Annotated in this window: 18 protein-coding genes; 2 read left to right on the forward strand and 16 right to left on the reverse strand. The window is 65.2% G+C overall.

Annotation, left to right across the window (positions count from 1 at the left end; all coding sequences use genetic code 11):
* Positions 1-94 precede the first annotated feature (94 nt).
* Both gdhA and ACIGGF_RS14380 read left to right on the forward strand, forming a co-directional pair.
* Entirely contained in the window at positions 95-1,438 is a 1,344-nt protein-coding gene (gene gdhA, locus ACIGGF_RS14375; protein ID WP_397521957.1) for an NADP-specific glutamate dehydrogenase, read from the forward strand.
* Between the two features lie 360 nt (positions 1,439-1,798).
* Complete coding sequence (locus tag ACIGGF_RS14380) at positions 1,799-2,026, forward strand: GreA/GreB family elongation factor (protein WP_397521958.1); 228 nt, start codon at positions 1,799-1,801, stop codon at positions 2,024-2,026.
* A 33-nt stretch (positions 2,027-2,059) separates the two neighbouring features.
* On the opposite strand, the gene ACIGGF_RS14385 is transcribed toward ACIGGF_RS14380, so the two are convergent.
* The 16 genes from ACIGGF_RS14385 to ACIGGF_RS14460 all read right to left on the reverse strand — a co-directional run bounded on the left by ACIGGF_RS14385 (position 2,060) and on the right by ACIGGF_RS14460 (position 25,138).
* A complete protein-coding gene (locus tag ACIGGF_RS14385) occupies positions 2,060-2,896 on the reverse strand; it encodes an SDR family oxidoreductase (protein WP_397521959.1) in 837 nt (278 codons plus the stop codon).
* Between the two features lie 9 nt (positions 2,897-2,905).
* On the reverse strand, positions 2,906-4,837 hold the full coding sequence (locus tag ACIGGF_RS14390; RefSeq protein WP_371832597.1) for a hydantoinase B/oxoprolinase family protein: 1,932 nt from the start codon (positions 4,835-4,837) through the stop codon (positions 2,906-2,908).
* Complete coding sequence (locus ACIGGF_RS14395; protein ID WP_397521960.1) at positions 4,837-6,936, reverse strand: hydantoinase/oxoprolinase family protein; 2,100 nt, start codon at positions 6,934-6,936, stop codon at positions 4,837-4,839. The genes ACIGGF_RS14390 and ACIGGF_RS14395 overlap by 1 nt, the downstream gene beginning before the upstream one ends.
* A 250-nt stretch (positions 6,937-7,186) precedes the next feature.
* Complete coding sequence (locus ACIGGF_RS14400) at positions 7,187-7,852, reverse strand: carbon monoxide dehydrogenase subunit G (RefSeq protein WP_397521961.1); 666 nt, start codon at positions 7,850-7,852, stop codon at positions 7,187-7,189.
* Positions 7,849-10,329 (reverse strand): aerobic carbon-monoxide dehydrogenase large subunit, encoded by a 2,481-nt coding sequence (gene cutA / locus ACIGGF_RS14405; protein ID WP_397521962.1) that lies wholly within the window; start codon positions 10,327-10,329, stop codon positions 7,849-7,851. Before cutA ends, ACIGGF_RS14400 begins: the two co-directional genes overlap by 4 nt.
* Entirely contained in the window at positions 10,326-10,964 is a 639-nt protein-coding gene (locus ACIGGF_RS14410; RefSeq protein WP_397521963.1) for a (2Fe-2S)-binding protein, read from the reverse strand. The genes cutA and ACIGGF_RS14410 overlap by 4 nt, the downstream gene beginning before the upstream one ends.
* A complete protein-coding gene (locus ACIGGF_RS14415; protein WP_397521964.1) occupies positions 10,964-11,878 on the reverse strand; it encodes an FAD binding domain-containing protein in 915 nt (304 codons plus the stop codon). The genes ACIGGF_RS14410 and ACIGGF_RS14415 overlap by 1 nt, the downstream gene beginning before the upstream one ends.
* 80 nt (positions 11,879-11,958) lie before the next feature.
* A complete protein-coding gene (locus ACIGGF_RS14420; RefSeq protein ID WP_397521965.1) occupies positions 11,959-13,419 on the reverse strand; it encodes a uracil-xanthine permease family protein in 1,461 nt (486 codons plus the stop codon).
* A gap of 129 nt (positions 13,420-13,548) precedes the next feature.
* On the reverse strand, positions 13,549-15,216 hold the full coding sequence (locus tag ACIGGF_RS14425) for a helix-turn-helix domain-containing protein (protein WP_397521966.1): 1,668 nt from the start codon (positions 15,214-15,216) through the stop codon (positions 13,549-13,551).
* Positions 15,210-16,352: an XdhC family protein gene (locus ACIGGF_RS14430; RefSeq protein ID WP_397521967.1), complete on the reverse strand. Its 1,143-nt coding sequence runs from the start codon at positions 16,350-16,352 to the stop codon at positions 15,210-15,212. The genes ACIGGF_RS14425 and ACIGGF_RS14430 overlap by 7 nt, the downstream gene beginning before the upstream one ends.
* 141 nt (positions 16,353-16,493) lie before the next feature.
* The gene (locus ACIGGF_RS14435; protein WP_397521968.1) at positions 16,494-17,870 is read right to left on the reverse strand and encodes an amidase; all 1,377 of its coding nucleotides are present in this window, start codon (positions 17,868-17,870) and stop codon (positions 16,494-16,496) included.
* Positions 17,871-17,891: 21 nt separating this feature from the next.
* The gene (locus ACIGGF_RS14440) at positions 17,892-19,610 is read right to left on the reverse strand and encodes a PucR family transcriptional regulator (RefSeq protein ID WP_397521969.1); all 1,719 of its coding nucleotides are present in this window, start codon (positions 19,608-19,610) and stop codon (positions 17,892-17,894) included.
* Positions 19,611-19,652: 42 nt separating this feature from the next.
* Positions 19,653-21,101, reverse strand: coding sequence for an amidase (locus tag ACIGGF_RS14445; RefSeq protein ID WP_397521970.1), 1,449 nt, complete (start codon positions 21,099-21,101; stop codon positions 19,653-19,655).
* A gap of 102 nt (positions 21,102-21,203) precedes the next feature.
* Positions 21,204-22,310: a ring-opening amidohydrolase gene (locus ACIGGF_RS14450; RefSeq protein WP_397521971.1), complete on the reverse strand. Its 1,107-nt coding sequence runs from the start codon at positions 22,308-22,310 to the stop codon at positions 21,204-21,206.
* A 78-nt stretch (positions 22,311-22,388) separates the two neighbouring features.
* A complete protein-coding gene (locus ACIGGF_RS14455) occupies positions 22,389-23,969 on the reverse strand; it encodes a carboxyl transferase domain-containing protein (RefSeq protein WP_397521972.1) in 1,581 nt (526 codons plus the stop codon).
* Positions 23,966-25,138 (reverse strand): CaiB/BaiF CoA transferase family protein, encoded by a 1,173-nt coding sequence (locus ACIGGF_RS14460; protein ID WP_397521973.1) that lies wholly within the window; start codon positions 25,136-25,138, stop codon positions 23,966-23,968. The genes ACIGGF_RS14455 and ACIGGF_RS14460 overlap by 4 nt, the downstream gene beginning before the upstream one ends.
* Positions 25,139-25,243 lie beyond the last annotated feature (105 nt).

Genomic DNA, 25,243 nt, shown 5'->3' on the forward strand with positions numbered 1-25,243 from the left:
GGATCCGGTCCTGTGAGTCCCCAACCTGTGTGCCCATCTCGCGTCCGTCATTGTTACGGTCATATTTCACATTCCTCACATAGGAGACGCACGAGTGTCGACGCGAGACCAGATCGAGACGATCTACCAGCAAGTTCGCGCGCGGAACGCGGGAGAGCCCGAGTTCCATCAAGCGGTGACCGAGGTGTTCGACTCGCTTCGAGTGGTGGTCGATCGCAGTCCGGGTTACGCCGACGCCGGGTTGATCGAGCGTTTGTGTGAGCCGGAGCGTCAGATCATCTTCCGTGTTCCGTGGGTGGACGACGCCGGCGCAGTGCACGTCAACCGTGGCTTCCGAGTGCAGTACAACAGCGCCCTGGGGCCGTACAAGGGTGGATTGCGGTTCCACTCCAGCGTCAACCTGGGCATCGTCAAGTTCCTGGGTTTCGAGCAGATCTTCAAGAACGCACTGACCGGGCTCCCCATCGGCGGCGGCAAGGGCGGCTCCGACTTCGACCCCAAGGGCCGATCCGAGGCCGAGGTCATGCGGTTCTGCCAGTCCTTCATGACCGAGCTGCACCGCCACATCGGCGAGTACACCGATGTGCCCGCCGGCGACATCGGCGTCGGTGGCCGCGAAATCGGTTATCTCTTCGGGCAATACAAGCGACTGACCAACTCCTACGAATCCGGCGTGCTGACCGGCAAAGGCACCTCGTGGGGTGGTTCGCAGGTACGCCGGGAAGCCACCGGCTACGGCGTCGCCTATTTCGTCGCAGACATGCTCGAGACGCTCGGCACCTCACTGGATGGCAAGACCGTCGTCGTATCCGGGTCCGGCAACGTCGCCATCTACGCGATCGAGAAGGTGCATCAACTCGGCGGCACAGTGATTGCATGCTCGGATTCCTCGGGCTACATCGTCGACTCCAACGGCATCGATCTCGCACTGCTCAAAGACATCAAAGAGGTGCGACGCGAACGCATCAGCGCGTACGGCGAGACCGTCGACGGAGCATCGTTCATCGAGAACGGCTCGATCTGGGATGTGCCGTGCCAGGTAGCAATGCCGTCGGCCACGCAGAACGAACTCGATGCCGACGCGGCGAAAGTCCTCGTCTCCAACGGCGTGAAGGTGGTGGCCGAAGGGGCCAACATGCCGACCACACCGGACGCCGTCCAGATCTTCCGCGACGCCTCAGTCGCGTTCGCACCTGGCAAGGCGGCCAATGCCGGAGGAGTGGCCACCTCCGCTCTAGAGATGCAGCAGAACGCATCTCGTGACTCGTGGAGTTTCGAGTACACCGACGAACGCCTCGCCGCGATCATGCACGGAATCCATCACCGAACCATCGCGACCGCCGAGGAGTACGGCAAGCCGGGCGACTACGTCCACGGCGCGAATATCGCCGGTTTCATCAAAGTCGCCGACGCGATGATCGCTCTCGGCATCGTCTGAAGCACCGCCCTCATCACCGACTGGCTTATTATTTTCTTTCGGCTACAGTCGGCTGCACGAGCTCGAACCGAAAGAAGGTGTGTCGCTGTGATCCCCGATGGAGCAGAGGTGCGGTAGCGTTCGCGCTTTCGTCACCTCGTTCGATCCTCGGTCCCTCGACTCCGTCCTGGACCCGATTGCAGCGCCACCTCTTTCGACCACCGGCCGTTCTGATCGCGCTCGGTAAAGCCTGTCCGTCGTCGCATCGAGAAACAGCGGTCATCGAATAGTCATCTCGAATCGGCGGGCGCAGTTCTGCGTCCGTACATCGCGCAATGCCGCATCGCAGAATCGGAAGCATCGATAACCATCGACCGCGATATGGCCGGCCCCGGATCTGCCGTCACCGTCATGTTCGATGGTGACGAGAAGGACGTGGACACCTTCGTGCTGGCCGAACACGCGACGGAGAGCAGCGACCGAACCTGCTCGACCGCTTCACCTTTGGGGTCAGCGTTGGACGGGAGTCGAGTGCGTGACGTACGCACGTACTCGCTCCCCTCCGGTGCCGAGAGCACAGTGACAGTCCTGGGCATCACCTGGCCGTGAGGGTGTTGCAGTGGCCTGCTCGGCGGGAATCGACTAGCTGATCAACGCACGCACCGGCGTCGGCTCCCGGCCCAACAGGGTTGCGGTGACGGCACTCCCGGCCAGAAAGTCTCGGTCGTCGTAAAACTCGAACATTGCCCCGAGTCGATGTTGCTCATCGGCGGACATCGAGTCGTTGTGCAGCTTCATCCATTCATCGACACTCGAGGACCTGGAAGCGACCACACGGCCGGTGGCCACCTCGACCAGACGAACCACATCTCGGACACTGAGCGCTTCCGGCCCACCGAGCTCGTACGTCGCCGCATGGTGCAGCTCGGGCCCCTCGATGAGGACTCGAGCTGCCACCTCGGCCACATCGTCGAGGCTGATGAACGAGAACGTGGTGTCCAGGCTGTAGGGCACAGCAAGATCGGCAGCAGTCCCGTCCAGAACCGCCTCGAAGTTCTGTGCATAGGCGCAGGGCTGCAGGATGGTCCAGTGCAAGCCCCGCTCCGAACTGAAAGCACGTAGCTCTTCCTCGCAGCGTGCCTTGTCCATGTGGTGCGGCATCCGCGGGCTATACGGCCAGGCCACCGAGTGATACACGACGTGGTCGACCCCTGCCGAAGCCGCCGCGTTGAGCGCCCGCACGAGTAGAGCCGGCTCATCCGGATTCACGTTGGGCGCAATGAAGTACACCCCACGGCATCCGGTGAAAGCCTCGGCAAGGCCTGCACCGGTCTCCAGGTCCACCGGGTAGTCCGGCGCAGAACGACTTAGCCGCCGCACCACCGCCACACCGTCGAGTGCAGCTGCGACGGCTCGTCCGGTCTTACCCGTGGCACCGACGATCGCGATGTCAGTGCCACGGGAAACGTCGAGAGTCATCAGGTGATCTCAGCGATCGATGAAGTCGTACTCGGCGAACTTCGCACCACCGGAAAGCTGCTCGTATCCCGGTCCGCGATCGAAGAACGGCTCATCGAGGCCGCGCGCATTGCGCATCTCTGCACGCAGCTTCTCCGAAGCCTCCACATCCGCGGTCGCCGTGTCCTCGGCAATGACGACGCCGTAGTCCTTGGCCGCGAACTCACGAGAGACTTTGCCCCACAGCACGTCCTGCTCCACCGATTCGATGGGACGTTCCAGGGGATCGCCCCAGCCGCCGCCGCCCGTCGTGCGGATACGGATGGTGTCGCCCGCCAGAATCGGCTCGGCATCGGTCAACGCGTCGAACTCACGCTCGTTGGGCTGACCCGGATTCAGCGTCACCGAGAACGATCCGCCGGCCTTGCCGCCCTTGACGCCCCAGCACGCGAGAATCGAACGGTCGGCGATGGACATGAAGTGCGCATCCTTGAGCATCCGGATGTGCTTCTCATAACCGAGGCCGCCGCGGTAACGTCCGGCACCACCCGAATCCTTGGCCAAGCCCAGCTTTTCCACGATGAACGGGAAGCGGCTCTCGGTGAATTCGGTGGGCAGGTTCCGCGAATCGGGCACGACGTGGATGGTGTCCTCACCGTCCGCGTAATGCCGTCCACCGGAGCCGCCGCCGAGCACCTCACGCATGAGGTACGAGTTGCCGTCGAAGTCGTCGCCGTACACGCCCGTGTAGCGGATGGTCTCCTGATCGGCAGGCATGTTGCCGTCCACAGCCTTTGCCACGACGCCGGCGAGCACACCGAGCAGACGCAGGATGACGAACGTCCGAGCGTTGGTCGGGGCCGGGAAGATCGGGGTGATGAGCGTTCCCTTTTCGGGGAACTTCATCTCGATCAGCGGGATGACGCCCTCGTTGACGTCGAGCTCGGCCATACGCTCGGGGGAGTCCGCGAGGTTACGGAGCACCGGTGCAAGCCATTTGGCGAGGAAGTTGCCGTCGGCGTAATCACCACAGTGGTTGATCGGGCCCTTGGCCTGCGGCCCGGTTCCGGTGAAGTCGAGGATGAGTCGCTCGCCGCGCTCGTCCTCGGGACCGGTCTTGGTCAGCGTGATCCGCTGAACGTGCAACATGGGCTCGTCGACGCCGTCGTGCTCGGCGTAGTCCTCCCAGGTGTACTCGCCCTTGGGGATCTTGCTCAGGATCTCGCGGCGGTAGATCTCGGTGGTGGCATCCATCATCGAGTCGAAGCATGCCTCGACGGTATCGATGCCGTAGCGCTCGTACAGTTCCGTCATTCGCCGAGCACCCATGAGGCACGCCGAGCATTCGGCGTCGAGATCGGCGGCCAACGCATCGGGCATGCGCGAGTTGCGCGTCATGATCGTCAACGCGGCCTGGTTGGGTACGCCTTGATCCCACAGCTTGATCGGCGGAACCATCAGGCCCTCTTCGTACACGGTGGTGGCACCGGACGGCATGGAGCCGGGGCAGCAGCCGCCGATGTCGTCGTGATGGCCGAAAGCCTGCACGAAGGCAACGACCGACGGCTCGGTGTCGCCGGGCTTCGTCGCGAACACCGGCACCGTGACGCAGAGATCGGGGAGGTGGCCGATGCCACCCTCGGAGAGATAGACGTCGTTGTGGAAGTAGACGTCACCCGGCTTCATCGTCTCGAGCGGGAAGTCGCGAGCTACCGGATGCACCAGCGCGGAGTAGGAGCGGCCCGTCAGCTTGCGTAGGTTCCGGTCGTGGATTCCGGCGCGGAAATCGTGGGCATCGCGAATCATCGGTGACCGCGACGTTCGCGAAATGGCCGTCTCCACCTCCATTTCGACGCTCGCGAGGTAGCCGGCCACGATCTCGACGAGCACGGGATCAGGCGCAGGCGCGTCGACCGGAGAGAGCCGGTAGGGCTTGTTGTTCACCATGTCGATGACGGTCATCAGTTCGCTCCGTTCGAGTCGAGAGTGCGGGTGATGCGGACGTTGCCGAACGTGTCGATGCGAGCGGAGAAGCCCGGATCGATCGGCACGGTGGAGCTGAATTCTTCGATGACGGCCGGGCCGGTGATCGTGTCACCGGCACCGAGATCGGCGCGGCTGTAGATCGCGGTTTCGTGCCAGCCGTCGAAGTAGGCCTGACGCGTTCCGGTGCGGGCACTCTCGGCTCCGCTGCCCTCGGCGATCTCGGACAGCACCGGGCGCTTGATGGGTCCGATGCCGCTGACGCGCAGGTTCACCCACTCGACGAACTGGCTCTGATCTCCGCGGAAGTCGTAGTCGTACAGCTCGCGGTGTGCTTCGTGAAACGCTTCGGCGGCCTGATCGATGGTGGCCTGAGTAATCTCGCCGTCGGCGATCGGCACCCGAACCTCGAAGGCCTGACCGAAGTAGCGCAGATCGGCCGAGCGTGCGTAGCGACGATCCTCGGCCGCAAAGCCCTCACCGGCGAGCGCCTCGTCGGCCCGAGAGGCCAGCACGGCCAGCTCCGATTCCAGATCCTCGACGCGCAGACGGTCGTGCCGGCTGACATGCGTCTGCACGTAGTCGTTGCGCACGTCGACGGTCAGCAAACCGAACGCCGACACGTTGCCCGGGTTGAGGGGTACCAGAACATCTTTCAGACCCAGGATGTCCACCAGGCGGCAGGCCAGCAGCGAGCCGGAGCCGCCGAACGTGACGAGCGTGAAGTCGCGAACGTCGAGACCACGCTTGACCGAGATCTGCCGCAGCGCATTGGCCTGGTTCCAGGCCGACACCTCGAGGATGCCGGTGCCACAGGCCTCGACTTCGAGCGAGAGCTGATGCGCGAGGTCTTCGATGCCCTTGCGCGCCAGGTCGGTATCGAGCGGGATCTCGCCGCCGAGCAGGTGCGGAGGAATGCGGCCGAGCAGAACGTGGGCATCGGTGATGGTGGGAGCGGACCCACCGTTGCCGTAACACATGGGGCCGGGATCGGCTCCGGCAGAATGCGGCCCGACGCGCAGCGTGCCCTCGGGCGTCATCCAGGCGATCGACCCGCCGCCTGCACCCACGGTGACGACGTCGATCATCGGGATCTTCGACGGGTAGTTGCCGACGCGCCCCTCGGTGGTCAGTGCCGGCTCGCCGCGGACCACGACGGTCACATCGGTGGAGGTGCCGCCGCCGTCGCACGTCAACACCTGCTCGACGCCGGCCGCGCTGGCCACCAGGGCCGCACCCAGAGCGCCCGCAGCTGGGCCGGAGAGCACGGTGGTGATGGGCTGATGCACAACCTCTTTGGCGGACAGGACGCCGCCATTCGACTTCATGACGTAGAACGGCACATCGCGCGCGTCGCCGGATTCGGTGGCGAACTCCCGCAGCCGGTTGGCGATGTTGTTGACGTAGCTGCGAATGTTCGGCTTGACGGCCGCGTCGACCAATGTGGTGATGGCGCGCTCGAATTCGCGGTACTCGCGCAATACCTCGGTGGAGATGGAGACCGTCGCCTCGGGGTATTCCTCGAGCAGGATGTCGCGAACGCGCTGCTCGTGATCGGGATTAGCGTAGGAGTGCACCAGGCACACACCCAGCGTTTTGACGCCCTCTGCCTTGAAGAATGCGGCAGCGGCGCGCACGTCCTCGTCGTTGAGCGGGCGAATCTCTTTGCCGTCGAACGAGAGCCGGCCACGGATGGTGCGGACGCGATGCGCGGGGACGATGCGATCGGGCTTGACCCAGAAGTACGAGTTGCCATAGCCGTCGGGTACCGACTGGCGCGCGATCTCGAGAACGTGCTCGTAACCCTCAGTGGTGATGAACCCCAGGTTCTCCACCTTGCCCTCGAGTAGCTTGTTGGTGGCGACGGTGGTGCCGTGGCTGACAGCGCTGAGCGAATCGCCGGATACGCCGAGCTGGCGCAGTACCTTGTCGATGCCGGTCAGGAATCCCTCGGCCGGATCACTCGGTGTCGACGGAGTCTTGGTGGTCACCATGGCTCCCGACTCCTCGTCCACTGCCACGACGTCGGTGAATGTGCCACCGGTGTCGATGCCGACCCGAATCTTTCGTGGTTCCACGCTTCCTCCTCGATATGGTTCGTAGGCCACGCGTCCGTTGATCGGATCGGCGGGTACCTGACGTGTACTCATATTCGACCCGTTATGCGCGTCACAATCTTTGTCACAAGGTGCCAAACTCCGGCCGGGCATTTGAGCTGCGCGCGCCGTGCAGCAGCTCCGAATTGGCAGTAATTGCAACGACAAAGGCCGCTCACCCCCCGATTTACGGGGATGAGCGGCCTTTGTCGTGAGCCGAGACGGTGCAGAGCTACCGGTTACAGGACGAGCGAGTAAGCAGTCCGCCCAACACGACTCCGGCCAGTGCAAAGCCGGCACCGGCCGCGGCCGCCAGCAGTGTGCTGCGGACGGACTGCGCGGCAACGGGTGCACCGGCATTGACAGCGCGTCCGGCGGCGGCGACAGGAAGGGCGGTGGGGCCGGCACCGGTGTCGGTAGCGGCTACCTCCGCCGGAGCAGCAGTGGCCTCCGGCACCCCGTTGGCGATGACGCCGTCGAGGCCGTTGAAGAACACTCCGGCCATCTTCTTGGCGACGCCGGTGATCATGCGCTGACCGACCCCGCCGACCATTCCGCCTACCACGGCGTCGGCGTCGTAGCTGAGCATCGTGCCGCCGCCCTCGGTGGGCTCGAGCTTGATGGTGACGTCTGCGCGCACCGTGCCCGGTGCGCCGGCACCGGAGGCGGTCATGACGAACGACTCAGGCCGATTCTGTTGCGAGAGCACCACTTCACCGTCGTACGTGCCCTTGATGGCCGCAACGCCTGCGGTGATCGAGAGCTTGTAGTGATCGTCGCTCAACTGCTCGAGCGACTGCACTCCGGGGATGGTCGCGGCCAGTACCCGGCCGTCCTGCATGCTGTCGTACACCTCGGCGGGAGGTGCGGCCAGCGTTGCGGTTCCTGCGATTCTCATGAAATCTCCTCAATTGTCTGAGCGACCGCGTGGGTCAGCCGCAGCTCGTACAGGTCGGACGGTGAAATGGGCATCGAGGTGATCGAAATGCCTTCGGCGTCTTCGACAGCGGCCGCGATGACGGCGCTGGTGGGGATGACGCCGGCTTCGCCGGCACCCTTCATACCCAGCGGGTTGAGCCCGGACGGGGTAACGGTGTGGTCCATCTCGATCGTCTCGGGAACTTCGGTGACGAACGGCATCAGGAAGTCCATGAACGAAGCGTTCAGTAGTTGCCCGTGCTCGTCGTAGGCGATCTTCTCGTACAACGCGCCGCCGATTCCCTGGGCGACGCCGCCGTGAATCTGGCCCTCGACGATCCGAGGGTTGATGACGTTGCCGCAGTCATGCACCACCGCGTACCGCTCGACGTGGATCTCGGCCGTCACCGGATCGGTCTCGACGATCGCCGCGTGGATGCCCGACGCGAACGTCGAGCGCGGGGGAGAGTAGTAACCGGTGGCTTCGAGGCCCGGCTGCTCGCCCTCCGGCACCGGCGGGATCGTCATGTCGGTGTCCATCTTCGCGAACCCGGTGGCCTGCCTCGACTCCTTGTCGAAGGCGTAGCGCAGCGGATTGGACAGTACGGCAACAACACCGAGGGAGATGGACGTGCCCTCTGCTCCGGGTTCGGTGCCGATCCTGCAGACGTAGCCCCCGCGCAATTCGAGTTCGATGGGGTCCAGATCGAGGGCACGGCCCGCGATGATCTTCGCTTTCTCGGCGACCATCTGCGCGGCGACGTGGAACGCCGAACCGGACATCACCGCACCGCGAGAGGCGAATGTGCCGACGGCATAACCGAATCGACGAGTGTCGCCGGTGGTGATCTCGACGTCGGCGATGGAGACACCCAGGTCATCAGCGACGATCTGCGCGAACGTCGTCTGATGGCCCTGGCCCTGCGTCGTCAGACCCGTTGCACCCTTGATCTTTCCCGAGTTCTCGATGAGCACGTGCGCGCCCTCGTACGGTCCGGGGCCGGTGCCCTCGACGTAGGCACCGACACCGATGCCGACGGTGCGGCCCTGCGCGGCTGCCTGCTTCTTGTACTCGGGGAATCCGTCCCAGTCGATCAGCGCCTTGAGCTTGTCGATCCCGGCCTGGTAGTCGCCGGTGTCGTAGATCAACGGTCGACCGTCCTGGAACATCAATCCGAAGTCGTAGGGCATCTCCTCGGGACGGATGAGGTTCTTCTCGCGGACCTCGAGGCGGTCCTTGCCGAGGTACGCGGCGATGGCGTCCATCGAGCGTTCCATCGCGAATACACCCTGCGGGCGGCCTGCTCCGCGATACGGAATGACGATGACGGTGTTGGTGTACAGCGAATAACCGTTGCAGCGGAACGAGACCGGCTTGTAGGGCCCGAGCACCTGCGTCGCGGTGTTGATCAACACGATGATGCCGTACGGCAGGTACGCACCGTTGTCGTGCCAGACGGTGAAGTCGAAGGCCAGCAGCCGCCCGTCATCGTCGAAACCGAGGGTGACCTCTTGGACCTGCGCCCGCTCGTGCGCACTGGAGATGAAGTGCTCGCGGCGGTCCTCGATCCACTTGACCTCGTTGGAGATGCCGGCGCGGCCGAGCTGCCTGGCCGCCCACGTCACCATCACCTCCTCCGGCCACGGGTGCATGATCTTGACGCCGAATCCGCCGCCGACATCCGGGGCGATGCAGTGAATCTTGTTCATCGCCATGCCGAGCCGCGCGGCAACGGCGGCACGCACCGATGTGGAGGTCTGCGTGGACGACCAGAACGTCAGCGTCTCCTCGTCGCTGTCCCAGCGTGCGTAGACGCCTTTGCCCTCCATCGGCATCGCCGCCGAACGCTCGATGTTCAAGTCGAGGGTGATGCGGTGCGGCGCGGCGGCCAGTTCGGCGTCGATGTCTCCGAAACCGTGCTGCAGATGCGCGGCCACGTTGTCCGGCACATCGTCGTGTACTCGCCGCGCCGCGACACGTGCGGTGTCGATGCCCACCACGGGTTCGAGGATGTCGTATCGGACGTCGATGACCGCACAGGCATCCTCGGCCACGTAGCGGTTCGTGGCGATGACCATGACGATGGCCTCACCGACGTGATTGACCTCGTCCTTGGCAAGCGGGAAGCCGTTGCGCGGAGCCACGATTGCCGGGTGGGGAATCAGTAGCGGCAGCCCTTCGGCCATCTCGGCCGAGTCCGCTTCGAGGTCCTCGTAGGTGTACACCGCGTGCACGCCCGGCATGGCCAGGGCGTCGTCGATGTCGATGGCGGTGATGCGGGCATGGGCGTGCGGGGAGCGCACGAAGGCGGCGATCAGCGCGCCGTGACCGAGGTCGTCGAGATACTTGCCCTTGCCGCTGAGCAGGCGCTCGTCCTCCGACCGCGACAGCGGCTGGCCGAACAGGGGAGCGGTGTTGGTGGGGGTGTGCGGCGGGGCGGTGCGCGTGGTGCTCATGCTCGGCCCATCCGTCCGCCGACGGGATTGGTGGATCCTCTTACCTTGCGGTCGAGTGCGGCACGACTCGACTCGTCGTCGGGACCGAGCGGAAACTCTCCTGCCCGTTCGCGTTTGATCTCGGCGGCACGCAGCACGGAGGCCTTGATGTTCTGGTAGCCCGTACACCGGCAGATGTTGCCGGCGATGGCCTCGGTGGCCTCCTCCTGCGTCGGCGAGTCGTTGTCCTCGAGGAACGCGGCGATGGTGGTGACGAATCCCGGTGTGCAGAAACCGCATTGCAGGCCGTGGCAGTCCTTGAACGCCTGCTGCACGGGATGCAGGGTGCCGTCCGGCTCGACGAGGCCTTCGACCGTGGTGACGGTCTGTCCCTCGAGGCTGGCGGCGAGCATCAGGCAGGCGCGGACCGGCTTGCCATCGAGGAGCACCGTGCACGCGCCGCACACGCCGTGCTCGCATCCCACGTGGGTGCCGGTCTGGCGTAGGTCGTGGCGGATCGCGTCCGACGCGAGAGTGCGGGCCGGAACGACGATCGTCTGCTTGGTTGCGTTGAGGGTGAACGTCACCTGTACGTGTTGTTCACCGGTCTCCGCCATCAGATCGTCCAAGTGCTGTTCGATATCTGTTGTCTTCATCAGTGGTTCACTCCGGAATCGGCGTGCTGCGGGTGAGCGGACTTCGACGACGCGCCGTCGACTGCGGCGGCCATCACCACCCGTGCGGTCAGTGCGGCGACGAGTTGGGATCGGTATGCCGCGGTGGCATGAATATCGGACTCGGTCTCGACGCGTCGACGTGCGTCCTCGGACAACGCGTTCCACTTCGGATCACGTGCGTCGGACACCGCGGCCCCACCGATGACGTCGGTGTAGTCGACGACCTCGCCGAATTCGCCGGCGGAGACGTAGGTGACGTGCGCGGTGCGCACCGCGTTCTCGGCGACGGTGACGCGGGCCGCGACTCCGACGAGCGCGTAGTCGCCGTGTCGGCGCGCAACCTCGTCGATGGCCGTTCCTTCTCCGGCCCGGGCAGCGGGAACCGTTGCGGCGATCGCGATCTCGTCGGTTTCGAGCGAGGACTCCAACGGCCCGAGGAACAGATCCTTCGCCGCGATCTCCCGGCGGCCGCGGACGGACTGCACCGTCACCGAACCGTCGAGCAACCGGATGACGGCAGGCATCTCGGCCGACGGGTCGGCATGAACGATGGATCCGACGGTGGTCCCACGGTTCCGGATGGTCGCGTGGGCCACCAACTGCAGCGCCCGTCCGAGCAACGGCTGCGTCTGGGCGGCAGCCCGGTTCGACGCGAGCGACGCGTGCGTGGCCAGAGCCGCGAACGTGACGCCCGAGTCGGTCGACCCGGTGATGTCGTCGAGACCGTCGATACCGGTGATGTCGATCAGGTTCCCGGGTGCGGCCAGGCGCATCGACAGCATCGGAATGAGGGACTGCCCGCCGGCGAGTACCTTGCCGTCGACCTCGGCCAGGATCCGGCACGCCTCCTCGATCGACCGTGGCCGATGGTATTTCAATGGAGAAGGTTTCATATCCCGATCCTGCCTGCCTGTGCCTGTAAGTGTTTCGTCAAGAGGTGACAAACGTCACGCCCCAGTGTTGCAATCGCTCGTTACCGCAACGGCTTCAGGGTGTCGACCTCGCCGGCAACCCCGTCTCCGTCGCTGCCGTCGGAACGTGCTGTGGTAGAGGAGGTTCGATGTCGAGGTGACGCGTCGATCGGTGTCTTCATGTGGGCCGGGGCGATGCGAGCGCACAGGTGGTAGAGCCCGATGACGACGATCGTGCCGAGGGAGATACCGCTCAACGAGAACGAATCGCTGAAGACGAGCGAGGTGTCGCCGATCGCGATGATCAGCCCCGCGGCAACCGGCATCATGTTGAGCGGGTTGCCGAAGTCGACACCGTTCTCGCGCCAGATCTTGGCACCCAGCAGACCGATCATGCCGTAGAGGACGACGGTGATACCGCCGAGTACGCCGCCGGGGGTGGCCGAGATCAGCGCGCCGAACTTCGGCGAGAATCCGAGGATCATGGCGATGATTCCGGCCGCCGTGTATGCCGCCGTCGAATAGACCTTGGTCGCCGCCATGACGCCGATGTTCTCGGCGTACGTCGTGGTCGGTGAGCCACCGACCGAGCTGGCCATGACCGTCGCGAGACCGTCGGCAGCGAGTGCCCGGCCCATCATCGGGTCGAGGTCGTCACCGGTCATCTCCGCCACAGCTTTGACGTGGCCTGCATTCTCGGCGATCAGAGCGATGACACCGGGGAGGACCAGGATGATGAACGCGAGGCTGAAGGACGGTGCGTGAATGCCGACGATGCCGTTGGCCTCGTCGCTGAACGGCGGGAGTCCGAACCACTGCGACGCCTCCACGCCCGACCAGTTGACGCGAAAGTGCTCGGTGACTTCGCCGGCCGTGGCGTCGTAGGACGTGATGGGCCCCGAGACGAGATCGAGGATCCAGGACAGCGCGTACCCGAACACCAGCGACAGCAGAATCGCAATTCGTCCGAGGAACCCGCGCAACGCCACGCTCATGACGATGAGCACGAACATCACTGCGAGAGCGACCCATTGGTCCTGTGGCCAGTAGGTGCTGGCGACGACGGGCGCGAGATTGAACCCGATCAACATGACCACCGCACCGGTGACGACCGGGGGCAGCACCCGCACCACGACGCCGCCGCCCATGAAGTGGATGGCGAGTCCGGCGAGAGCCAGGACGAGACCCGATACCAGGATGGCGCCGGTGACCTCCGCCGACGTTCCACCCTGCGCCCGAATGGCGGCGACGCCGCCGACGAACACCGCGGACGTGCCGAGGTAGCTGGGGATGCGGCCCTTGACCATGAGCAGGAAGAAGATGGTGCAGAAGCCCGACATCAGAATGGCGAGTTGAGGATTGAGCCCCATGATGATGGGGAAGACGAACGTGGCGCCGAACATCGACACCACATGCTGGCCGCCGAGACTGATGGTGCGGCCCCAGTTCAACCGTTCGTTCGGCGCGACGACGTCACCCGGTCGAACATTCTTTCCGTCTCCGTGAATCTTCCAGATAGGCATATCGAGCCTTTCTCCAACGTATCGAACCGGGGTGGTTCGCGGGATGGGTAAAGCATTGTCCTGCAACGTTACTGACGCATTTCCACATCGCTACGAGCGCAATCTGCCAAGCGCGCGACGCCGGGGCCGTCACATGTGGTGGTCGGTTCCGTGCATTGCCATGATTTTCAGTGCGAGGGAGAGATCCAGGCGTAGATCGGCGTGATCGGTGAAGGGGCCCAGTATCTTTTCGAGTTTCGTTATTCGGTAGCGCAGGGTGTTGTAGTGAAAGTGCAGTGCCCGAGCGGTTTCGGCGATGTTGATGTTGGTGGCCAGCAACGTTTCCAGCGTTCTGCGCATGTCCCGTGCCTCGTCGTCGTGTCCGGCGAGTTCGTGCAGGGTTTCTCGGGTGAACGATTCGAGCTCGTCGACGTTGTCCACCAGGCTCAGTAGCCGGAATACGCCGAGTTCGTCGAACGTGGTGACGGCCCAGTCCCCGGATACCTGACGGCCGACCTTCAACGCGGTGCGCGCCTGGCCGTACCTGCTGGGGATGTCGGCGACCGTGCTGCAGGGGCGCGAGATACCGACCGTGAATGGCTGCCGACCGCCGCCGCCGTCGCCGTGCACTCGTTCGACGATCTCGTGCACGTCCGCGACCGTAGTGGGCCGCCCGCCCATGATGATGACGGTTTCGGTGCCCAGGGCTGCGATGGCGGCGTGCGGATCTCGTTGTGCCAATGCCCCGGCAAATGCCGACATCTGCCGATCGACGAGTGGCCTGCGGTCGGGAGTCGGGCTGTCCTCCTGATGCGGGATCGGTTCGATCGCCACGATCACCACCGGCCTGCCGAGGTCCCAGCCGAAGCGTCGAGCATGCGCCACCGCGTGGGCATGCTCACCGCCTCGGCCCAGTAGGAGATCACGGAGGAAGTTCGATCGGTGCTTTTCCTCGACTGCCGACAGTGCGAGATCGCGAGTGACGACCATCGCCAACACACCTGCGGCCGCGTCGGCGGCGTGCAGGTCCGATTCCGTCAAAGGGTGCCGTGAGGAGAACAGGACGATGCGTCCGTGGTCGATTCCGTTCGCAGTGATGGCGCATACGGCGATCGAATTGCCCTGTTGCGAACGGAGACCGAGGCCACCGTCGACGGAATCGGTGCGCAGTCTTCCGGTGGCATCCAGGGCAGTGCTCGCGCGCAGGGCGCGCAGTTCGTCGTCACTGCCTGCGGAGGCAAGCTCTCGACCGTCCACAGTGGTGATCGACACTGCCACATCGCACTCGACCGAGGTTGCGAATGCCAGTTGGGCCATCCCGCCGCCGGCGAGCGTGATGTCGGTCAGTGCCCGGCGCAGACGGTCGGACCGAAAACTCGCTCGCGCCTGCATCTTTGCGTTCTCGCGAAGTCCCGCGGTGAGATCGTGTTCGGGATCGAGCTCACCGTAGACCTGAACCAGCGGGAGACCCAGCTTTTCGGCACTCACGCCGACGCAGTCCGGAACGGCGATGTGATCGTCCACCCGCACCAGAATCCCGGCGACACCGAGGGAATGCGCTCGGGACAGCAGCGCCGCCGTGGGCTCGGTCAGGTGCGTGAGGGCCTCGCTCGTCGTGGACAACAGGTCACCCGGTCGAATCCAGAACCGAATGCCGGCGGGATCGTCGACATGATTGATTCTGCGTACCGGCCGCCCGAGGCCGGCGCTACCGGCAAGCAGCGTGGCATGCTCCAGCAGGTTCGAGCCCAGTACGGTCTCGACGGTATGCGGTGCCTCCGAGGTGGGCGAGCGTTGCTCGTCGTGCAGTGTCAGCACCGCACGGCCGATCGAGTGGGTGACGTCGCGTCGACGGACCCGGCGGCGTCGCGATGAATCGGACCGGTGAGACTACGCAATTCGAGCCCGGTGGTGCGCCGCGAGACCTTGAGGATCTCGGCCACGATGGAGACCGCAGTTTCCGCGGGAGTGGAGGCACCCAGGTCGAGACCGATGGGGGAGTAGAGCCGGGCCAGTTCGCTCTCGGTGACCCCGCGCTCGCCGAGCAGTTCCACCCGGCGGCGGTGCGTGGCTCGGCTCCCCAGTGCGCCGACATACGCGGCACCGCTGCGTAGCGCGACCTCGAGCAAGGGAATGTCGAACTTCTCGTCGTGGGTGAGAACGGTGATGACGGTGCGCTCGTCCACCGGCGCGGTGGCGAGAAACGTATGCGGCCATGCGACCACGACGTCGTGCGCATCGGGGAATCGGGCCCGGGTGGCGAACACCGGGCGAGCGTCGACGACGGTGACGGCGAAGCCGGCGAACGCGCCCAGGTGGCACATCGCGGCAGCGAAGTCGATGGCTCCGAACACGTACATCCTGGGTGGTGGTCCCAACAACTCGACCATGACGGACTTCGCGCCGTTGTCGGCGATGCGAATGTCCAACCCTGACTCGCCGCGGCGCACCCGGTCGAGAACGGCGAGACCCACGCTCGAACCGTCGGACTCGATATCGGTGAGACCGTCGGGATCGGCGGTGACCTCCGTGCCCAGAATCGCCAGCCGCGTCGGGGACCCGGTGGTGAGGTCGGTGAGGACGGCCACCGGCTCGCCGTTCGAGACCAGACGAGCCACGTCTCCGAGCATCGCGCAGGTGGCGCTGTCGATGAGACGAACGAACACCTCGATGGTGCCGCCGCAGGTGAGGCCGACGCCGATGGCGTCGTCGTCCGCCACCCGATAGGTCTCGCTCCTGGCCTTGCCGTCTGCGAGGACCTCGTTGGCCAGCTCGTACAGCGCGCCTTCGACGCAGCCGCCGGAGACGCTGCCGATGACCTGTCCGGACGCGGCCACCGCCATCGACGCTCCGGCGGGGCGCGGCGCGGACTGCCAGGTGCGGACCACCGTGGCCAGCGCGAACGGCTCGCGATCGCGCAGCCATGGGGCCACGTCGTCGAGGATGTCGCGCATGTCGCCGCCTTCCGACCGGATGAGTGATGCCCATCACGTTAGTTGCTGGTGCGGATCGAACAGGAGACAGATTTTCACCAAATCGGCGACGGGTCGTTGTAAGAACCTGCCGTCGCAGTGCGGGTGGACAACCCAGGTGGACTACGTCAGTGCGGCGGCGACCGCAAGACCATCGTGTTCGTGCCACGGCTTGGCGATGATCTGAATCCCGATCGGCAGGCCGCTTGCCGAGGTAGCAACGGGGACGACCGCCGACGGAACGCCGAGGATGCTGATCGCCCGGCTACTCGCCAGCGCCTCCGACCACGAGAGAGATGCGCCGTCGACCTCGAAGCTCGTCTCACCGAGCGGCGGGGCGAGGATGGACGCAACCGGAAGTAGCAGGACGTCGCCCATCGTGGCCAACAGTTGGTGCTGCATTTCGGTACGTCGAGCCCACAGGGCTTCGATGTCCGTGGCCGTGGTGGTTCGGACGGCGGCAAGGATGGCCCGAATGTTTTCACTGTAGTTCGCGGGGCCGTATTGCTCTATGTCCGTCTGGGTTTCGCAGCCCCGCATCTGCGTAAACAGCTCATGAGCTCCGCGCAGTGCGGTTCCCTCGTAGGGCGACACCGACCTGACGACCGGCCCGGTGCGCAGCGCTGCGGCCTCGACGGCGGCGCGGATCTCCGCATCGACCGGAATTGTGCCTTCGCCTGTGGCCCAACGTATATCGAGCTCGCGCAGGTCGACGTCGGCAGGATCGGTCCAGGCGTACTGCGGCGACGAGAGCACCCGCAGCAGCAGGGTCACGTCGTCGACAGTGCGCGCCATGGGTCCGATGGTTTGCACGGCACCGTGCATCGTGGCCGGGTTCGTCAGCACCCGGTTGTCGCTCATGACACCGGGGTACTGGCCTTCGGAGTCGATTCGGCCCGGCGTCGGCCGGATCGAGCACAGGCCGGTGCAGTGCGCGGGCCACCGCACCGAGCCGCCGAAATCGGTGCCCAGTCCCACCACACTCATGCCCGACGCGATGGCCGCCGACTCGCCGCCGCTGCTCCCACCCGGTGACAGCTTCGTGTCGGCGGGGGAGAGCGGGTTGACGGTGTAGCCGAACAGATCGTTGTGCGTGAGTCCGCTGGCACCGAACTCCGGAGTGTTGGTCTTACCGATCAGGATTGCGCCCTCGGCGCGCATCCGAGCAACGGCGGGGGCGTCGACGCGAGGGACGTTGTCCACCAGCGCATGTGAGCCCGCCGTGGTGCGGACGCCTGCGGTGGCGATCAGGTCTTTGACCGTGAAGGGCACTCCGGCGAGATCGCCGACCCGCTCGCCGCGGGCGATGCGGGCATCGATCTCCTCGGCTGCCAGCAGTGCCGAATCGGCGGCGATGGTGACGATCGCGTTGAGCTCGGTGTTGACTCGGCCGATGTGTTCGAGGTGCTGCTCGGTCACCTCGCGTGCGGACACGGTACCGGCCTGCACTGCTGCCGCCAGTGCGACGGCGTCGGATCCGATCGAATTGCCCTCAGGCACTGGATATCTCCTCGGGTGAGTTCACAGCCCCTTCATCTCCGCAACCCGCAACGCCAGTGCTACATCCAGGCGCAGAATCGGATCGGTGGTGAACGGGCCGACGATGGACTCCAGCTTGCCGATGCGGTAGCGGAGGGTGTTGTAGTGAAAGTGCAAGACTCGGGCGGTCTCTGCCACGTTGCAATTGGTATCCAGTAACGCTTGCAAGGTCTGGCGTAGGTCGACGGCATCGGCATCATCACCGGCGAGTGAGCCCAACACCTCGCTGGCGAATGCCTGCAGCTCCGCTCCGTCGGTGACCAGCGATAGCAATCTATGCACGCCGAGGCTGTCGAAATGCGCGACCGAGCCGTTTCCTCGCATGCGGCGTCCCACGACGACTGCTTTGCGGGCCTGATCGTAGGCGCGGGGAATGTCGGCCACCGAGTGGATGACGCGGCTGACGCCCGCGCCGAACGAGTTTCGTCCGCCGCCCTTGTCTCCGGCGACCGAGGCGATCAGGTCGTCGACGATGTCTTTCTCCGTGCCGGGTTCGGCCGGCATCAACGTGACGACCTCGTTGCTGAATCCGACGACGGGAGCGCGGCGGTCGCGTCGGCGTACCACCTGCTGCCATGCCGCTGTCAGCCGTTCCTGCGGGAGCCGACCGGAGACGGCGGGCTTGACCGAATTGCTCACGGCCACTTCGGTGATCTCGTCCAACTGAGCCACGATGACGACCATGCTGCGGTCCACGTCCCAGTCGAGCTGAGCGCAGTACTCGATGATCTGTTCGGGGGATTCGGTTGCGCCGTTGAGGACGTCGCGGAGGAAGTCCCCGCGAAACTTGGACTCGACGGCAGAAACGGCAAGTTTCTTGATGACCGCCAACGCGACGACGGTGGCCGCACGTTCGAGGGATTGCATCGTGACGGGTCCGAGTCGCTCGGCAGTGGCCACCGCGACGATCAGTCCGTGGTCGGTGCCGCCCGCGATGATGGGTGCGACGGCAATGCGGTGCCCACTGTCGCCCGGGACCGGTTGCAGGCCTTCGTGGAGTCGTTCGGTGAGCAGGCGACCGGACGGGTCGAACAGTGGCATCTCCTCCAACGCCGCGAGATCTGCGTCGGCTCCTGCTGTGGCCTGAACTCGACCGTCCGGAGTGCAGATGAGTACCGATGCCTCGAACAGCGTGGCGACCTCATCGGCGATCTGCGGTAGATCGCCGCCTTCGAGCACGATCGACGTCAGCGCACGATGCATGCGATCGGCAATATCCAACGCCCAGGCCTGCCGATCGACGAGGTGGGTGAACACCTCGGAGATGACCTCGTCGAAGCCCACATCCCGGCGAATGAGGAACAGTGGCAGGCGAAGTCGATCCGCTGCCTCGATCATCGCGGCGGGCACGTCCCCGAAATAGCGGCCCTCCTTGACTCCGAGTGCCGCCGCGCCGCGTTCGGCCAGTCCTTCGACCAGCTCGACCAACGCACCCGCACCGAACGGTCGGCCCGAATCTGCATGCCGCAGTGGAAAACCCGTCGTCAACAACAGTTCGTTCGGTTTCACCCACGGCAGGATGTCGGGTACTTCGATCACGTTGACGCGTCGAACCACGTTCTCGAGCCCCTGCTCGCCCGCAACGAGAGTGGACCCCGAGAGGCTGGGGAGCGCAAGCAATTCTGCGACGGTGAGTGCGTAACTCGCCGACGCCGGGAAGTCTCGTACTCGTGGCCGAGGCGCACCGACCATGTCATCCATTGTTCAACAATACTGTGTAGGTCATGTTGCGGCGGCGCGGGATCAGCCGACGTGCAGTGCCGGCGGGAGTACGCGTTCGACCCAGCGTGAGGCCTGCTCGTAGGCGTAGGCGAGCTGCAGAACCGCGCGGTCGGCACCGTGCCTGCCGATGATCTGGACTCCCATCGGCAGTCCGCGATTGTCGAATCCGACCGGGACGGCGGCCGCGGGAACGCCCGTCATCGTCCAGGGCACCACCGTCTCCATCCACCGGTGATAGGTGTCCATGGGTCGACCCGCAATGGACTGCGGCCAGTGCTGGTCCTTGTCGAACGGGAACACCTGAGCGGTGGGTGCGAGAACGAAGTCGTAGGTCTCGAACAGTGTTGTCAGTGCGCTCTGCCAGTCGTTGCGAGCCTGGGCCGCCTTGGTGACATCCAGTGCGGTCAATGCGACGGCATGCTCCATCTCCCACAGCATTTCGGGTTTCATCAGCTCCCGCGTGCGCGGGTTCTCGTACAGATCGGCCATTCCGAGCTGGGCCCACCACCGCCACGTCAGGAACGAATCCCAGATTTTCGCCGGGTCGTACGACGGCACGGTACTTTCCACTGCGCAGCCGAGGTCCTCGAAGATGGTGAACGATGATTCGCACAGGTCGAGAACGCCGGGTTCAGTGGCAAGATAACCGTTCCAGTCTCCGACCCACGCGATGCGTGCACCGCGGAAGCTGCGTTCGAGGGTACGGGTGAAGATCTCCGGATCCTCGTCGATTCCGAGGGGCGCGTTGGCATCCGGGCCGGCCATCGTCGACAGCAGATGCGCGACGTCGGTGACCGATCGTCCCATCGGTCCGGCGACCGCGCCCTGAGCGATGAAGCCGGGCTCCGGAATTCGGCCCCACGACGGGCGGAAGCCGACCACATTGTTGAAGGCTGCGGGGTTGCGCAGCGATCCCATGTAGTCGGTGCCGTCGGCGACGGGCAACATGCGCAGTGCCAAGGCTGCAGCCGCACCGCCGCTGCTACCGCCCGCGGTGCGTGAGGTGTCGTAGGGCGAGACCGTGGTGCCGTACACGGGGTTGTACGTCTGCGATCCGAACCCGAATTCCGGTGTGTTGGTCTTTCCGATGACGATGGCACCGGCCGCTTTCACGCGGGCGACGAACAGATCGTCCGCCTCGGCGATGCGGTCGGCGAAAATCGGTGATCCGGACGTGAACGGCAGTCCCCGCGCTGCCGACAGATCCTTCACCGCATGGGGAAATCCGTGCATCCACCCGAGATACTGCCCGTCGACGAGCTGCTGGTCTCGCTCACGTGCCTCGGTCAAGAGCTCGTCGCGATCACGAAGGGCGACAATGGCGTTGACCGTCGGATTGTATGCCTCGATGTGGTCGAGGTACGCCGTCATGGTCTCGACGCACGAGATCTCGCGACGCTTGATCTTGCCGCTGAGCTCGACCGCGTCGGACATCAGAAGTTCGGCAGCGGGTCCGACGGTGGTTGCCATGGTGGTTCCTTCGTTCGAGAGACGCAGAAGCGGGAGGGCCGGACGCCGCGCGAACCCGAGACTGTCGGTTTCGCGCGGCGCTGTTCGATATCGAAACCGGCGTTATCCGAGGTCGACGATCGCGGCGACGGGTCCGCCGCCTTCAGGGCCCTGGTGTGCTGCCGAGACCGACACGAAGACCGCCGGGTCGCCGGTCACTGCTGCGGTGACGCCGCCGACGCACGCCTTGATCTGGCGGTGCCAGTGGACGTCGGAATCGTCGAGCATGGCGTTGCGGCGTCCACGGACCGTACCGTCCTGGCTTGCTTCGCATTTGAGGAACACGTTGACGAGCTTGCCGTCGAGGTCCTTGGTGTGCGGGCGCTCGGGAAGCTCGAGACCGGCATCCTTGATCGCGTTCCAGATGCCGTCCTGATCGAGCGCGTCGTTCATCACGCTGTGTCCGATGCGGTACCGGCCACCGATTCCGCGAGTGTTTCCGACGACGACGATCTGAGCACGGTCCAGCTCGACGCCCGAGGAGCACGACGCCACCGAGGAGTACAGCTCACGGCTGTGCATGACGTCCTCGTCGGTCGGCATGTCGATCTCGCCGAGTGCGACGGCGATGCCGAGAGCGGTGCCGCCGTTGGACAGATCCATCGATTCGTGGGTCTGCTCGGTCCAGACCGTCTTGCCGCGGCTCTTGGCGTCACGAATGGTGTGGATCGTCAGCAGCGGGGTCTTGGTCTGCACGTAGTGCACGTCTGCGGGATCGGTGATGCCGGCGTTGGCCATCGCATCCTTTACGGCCGCTGCAACTTTGGTGATCATCGCGGTACGGCCGATGTCCTCGGGCATCAACTGCTCGCTCATCGCGACACCGACCGTCAGGCGCGGCTCCTCGGTCTGCACCGCCTTGTCCGACGGTACGGTGGCGAAGATGGTGGCGTGGGGGCTGATGACGCCGTCGGTGCCGCCGGACCAGACGATCGGTACCTCGCCGACGTCTTGTGCGCTGCGAGTTCCTTTCGCGGACAACACCTCGCGGAACGCGCGGTCGGCGATGATGCGGGTGTAGTCGTTGACTCCACCGTTGCCTTCGGTCTTGCCGATGACTGCAATGACCCGGTCGGCGTCGAGCACCCCGTCGTCGATGAGCTTCGCCAGCTCGCTGGCATCGGACACGTTGTGGAGCGGGACCTTGCGGACCTCGATTGCGTCGGGCACTGAAATCTCCTTCATCGGGATCTGTGGATACTGCAGAGTCGGCCGGCGTTCGCGCGGCGGGGGGCTCGCTCCAGAACGTTATCGACCGTTCGACAGAGGGTGCACTGGCAAGCTTTGCCCAATCAGCGCACTTTTTTGGTGATCGGACATCCCCAGGTAGCGGTAGCGCTGCAGCCGTGTTGTCACCAGTTCGGCCGGGTCGGCGGCGAGGAGTACGGCCAACTCGTGTTCGAGCACGGTACCGAGGCGAGACAGGAACGCCACAGGTTCGTCGGAGGCATCCGGCCGCTCTGCCACGATCCGGTCGATGACGCCGTTGCGCAGCAGGTCCAGGCTGCGCACACCCTGCTCCTCGGCCATGTCGTCTGCGCGGTCGGTGGTGTGAAACTTGATCGCCGAGGCACCCTCCGGCGGCAGTGGCGACAGCCAGCCGTGCTGAGCGCAGAGCACCCTGTCCGCTGGGAGCAGTGCGAGCGCGCCGCCGCCGGCCCCCTGGCCGAGCAGCAGGCAGACAGTCGGAGCCTTCAGCGTTGTGAGCTCGACCAAGCAGCGGGCAATCTCGCCCGCGAGGCCACCCTCTTCGGCCTCCTTGCTCAACGCGGCACCGGCAGTGTCGATCACAGTGACGAGGGGAAGTTGCAGCTCTTCCGCCAGCCGCATGCCGCGTCGTGCTTCCCGCAGCCCGGCGGGACCCAACGGCTGACCGGCGAAGGTGCGGTCCTGGCCGAGGAGTACACACGCCGAGGCCCCGAACTTGGCCAGTGCCAGGAACAATCCGGGCTCGATCTCACCGGCACCGGTGCCCTGCAACGTCGTCACCGAGTTCGCGGCCGATCGCACCAGTTGGCGTACGCCCGGCCGTTCCGGTCGTCGGGATCGTCGAATCGATTCCCATGCCGGCACATCGTCGAGGTGTTCCAACGGGATGTTCGGAACCGGCGGAGGTGGCTCGTGTGGCGCACACAGAACGGCGAGCGCCGAGATGGCAACCTCGCGGAGCTGCTCGGGTGGGACGACGGCGTCGACGAGGCCACGGGCGGCCAGGTTTTCCGCTGTTTGCACTCCCTCCGGGAACTTCTCGCCGTAGAGGGCTTGGTACACGCGCGGGCCGAGAAAGCCCAGGAGCGCACCGGGTTCGGCGGCGGTGACGTGGCCGAGCGAGCCCCACGAGGCAAGTGCTCCTCCGGTCGTGGGGTGGCGAAGATAGACGGCGTAGGCGAGACCCGCCGACTTGTGTGCAGCGATGGCCGCCGAGATCTTGACCATCTGCAAGAAGGCAACTGTGCCCTCCTGCATCCGTGTTCCACCGGAGGTCGGTGACGCCAGCAGCGGAAGCTGTTCTGCCGTCGCCTTTTCGACGGCCTGTACCAGTCGTTCCGCGGCTGCCGTTCCGATGGAGCCGGCGAGAAACCCGAACTCGCACAGCACCAGTGCGACCCGACGCCCCGCGAGGGTGGCCTCGCCGGTCAATACCGACTCGTCGTAGCCACTCGATTCTCGGGCCGAGGCGAGCTCGTCGAGATAGCCCTGCTGCGCAGGCCCGTGCACCCCGATCGGGGGAAGCGGGTCGGTGTCCCACCGGACGAAACTGCCGGCGTCGACGACCATGTCGACGAGTTCGAGCGCGCCGAGCCGTGCCGGCGCGCCGGTGCGAGTCATGGCGTCGTCTCGAGCCAGGCGCGGATCGAGTCACCGTGTTGGTCGAGGGTCGGCGGGGCTGCATGCGTCGTGCGCATCGCGGCACCCTCGCAATCCTCGTCCATACGCAGCGGCGGGCCGGGCAATGTGATGGTGCCCAGGGCCGAATGGTCGACGTCGATCATCAGTCCTTGCGACCGGGTCTGTTCCCAGGTGTAGACCTCTGCCAGATCGCGGACGCGCCCAGCGGGTATACCCAGTTCGCTGAGTTGTCCGAGCAGTTTGTCGGTCGGCCAGTCTGCGAAAACGGCATCGACAGCGGCGATGACGGCTTCTCTGTCGTCGACGCGTTGCGGGTTGGTGGCCCACTCCGGACGGTCCAGCCCGAAAGCGGGAGCGAAGCGCTGCCATAGTCCTTCGCTGCCGACGGCAATCTGAACGAGCCCCTCGGACGAGTGGAACAGACCGTAGGGACAGATCGACGGGTGATGTCCGCCGGTGGGGCGGGGCACCTCGCCGGCCACGGTGTAGCGGGTGCCTTGAAATGCATGCACCCCGACGATGGAGGCCAACAGGCTGGTCCGCACGACGCGACCGCGCCCGGTGGTGTTGCGCTCGTGCAGTGCGGCCACGACGCCGTACGCGCCGTTCATGCCGGCCAGCAGGTCGCCGATGGGAACGCCGACCCGAGTGGGCTCGTCCTTCGAAGGCCCGGTGAGGGACATCAATCCTGCTTCGCCTTGGGCGATTTGGTCGTATCCGGGGCGGGTGCCTTCGGGCCCGTCGTGGCCGAAACCGGTGATGGACAGAATCACCAGTCGCGGGTTCAGCTCGTGCAATGCTTCCATGCTGTAGCCGAGGCGATCGAGAACGCCGGGGCGAAAGTTCTCCACGAGCACGTCTGCACGACGGATCAATGCGGTGAGCGTTGTTCGACCGTCGACAGCTTTCAGATCGAGTGCGATGGATTCCTTGTTGCGATTGCACGAGAGAAAATACGTCGAATGTCGATCGCCGTCGTCGTCGGAAACGAAGGGGGGACCCCAACTGCGGGTGTCGTCACCGCCGCTGGGTGACTCGACCTTGATCACTCGTGCGCCGAGGTCGCCGAGCATCATCGCCGCATGGGGTCCGGCGAGCGCCCGAGAGAGGTCGACGACCATGCAGTCGGAGAGCGGTCCGACCGTCATCGGATCGCAATCCGAGACAGGGGAGCGATGTCGGTATCGAACTCGAATCGATCGTTGCGAAGCGTCATGCGTCCGAGTCAACGTGCCGGTCGAGGCCCCGTCGTG

This window comes from Rhodococcus sp. NPDC078407 (genome assembly GCF_044542515.1).
Classification (GTDB): domain Bacteria; phylum Actinomycetota; class Actinomycetes; order Mycobacteriales; family Mycobacteriaceae; genus Rhodococcoides.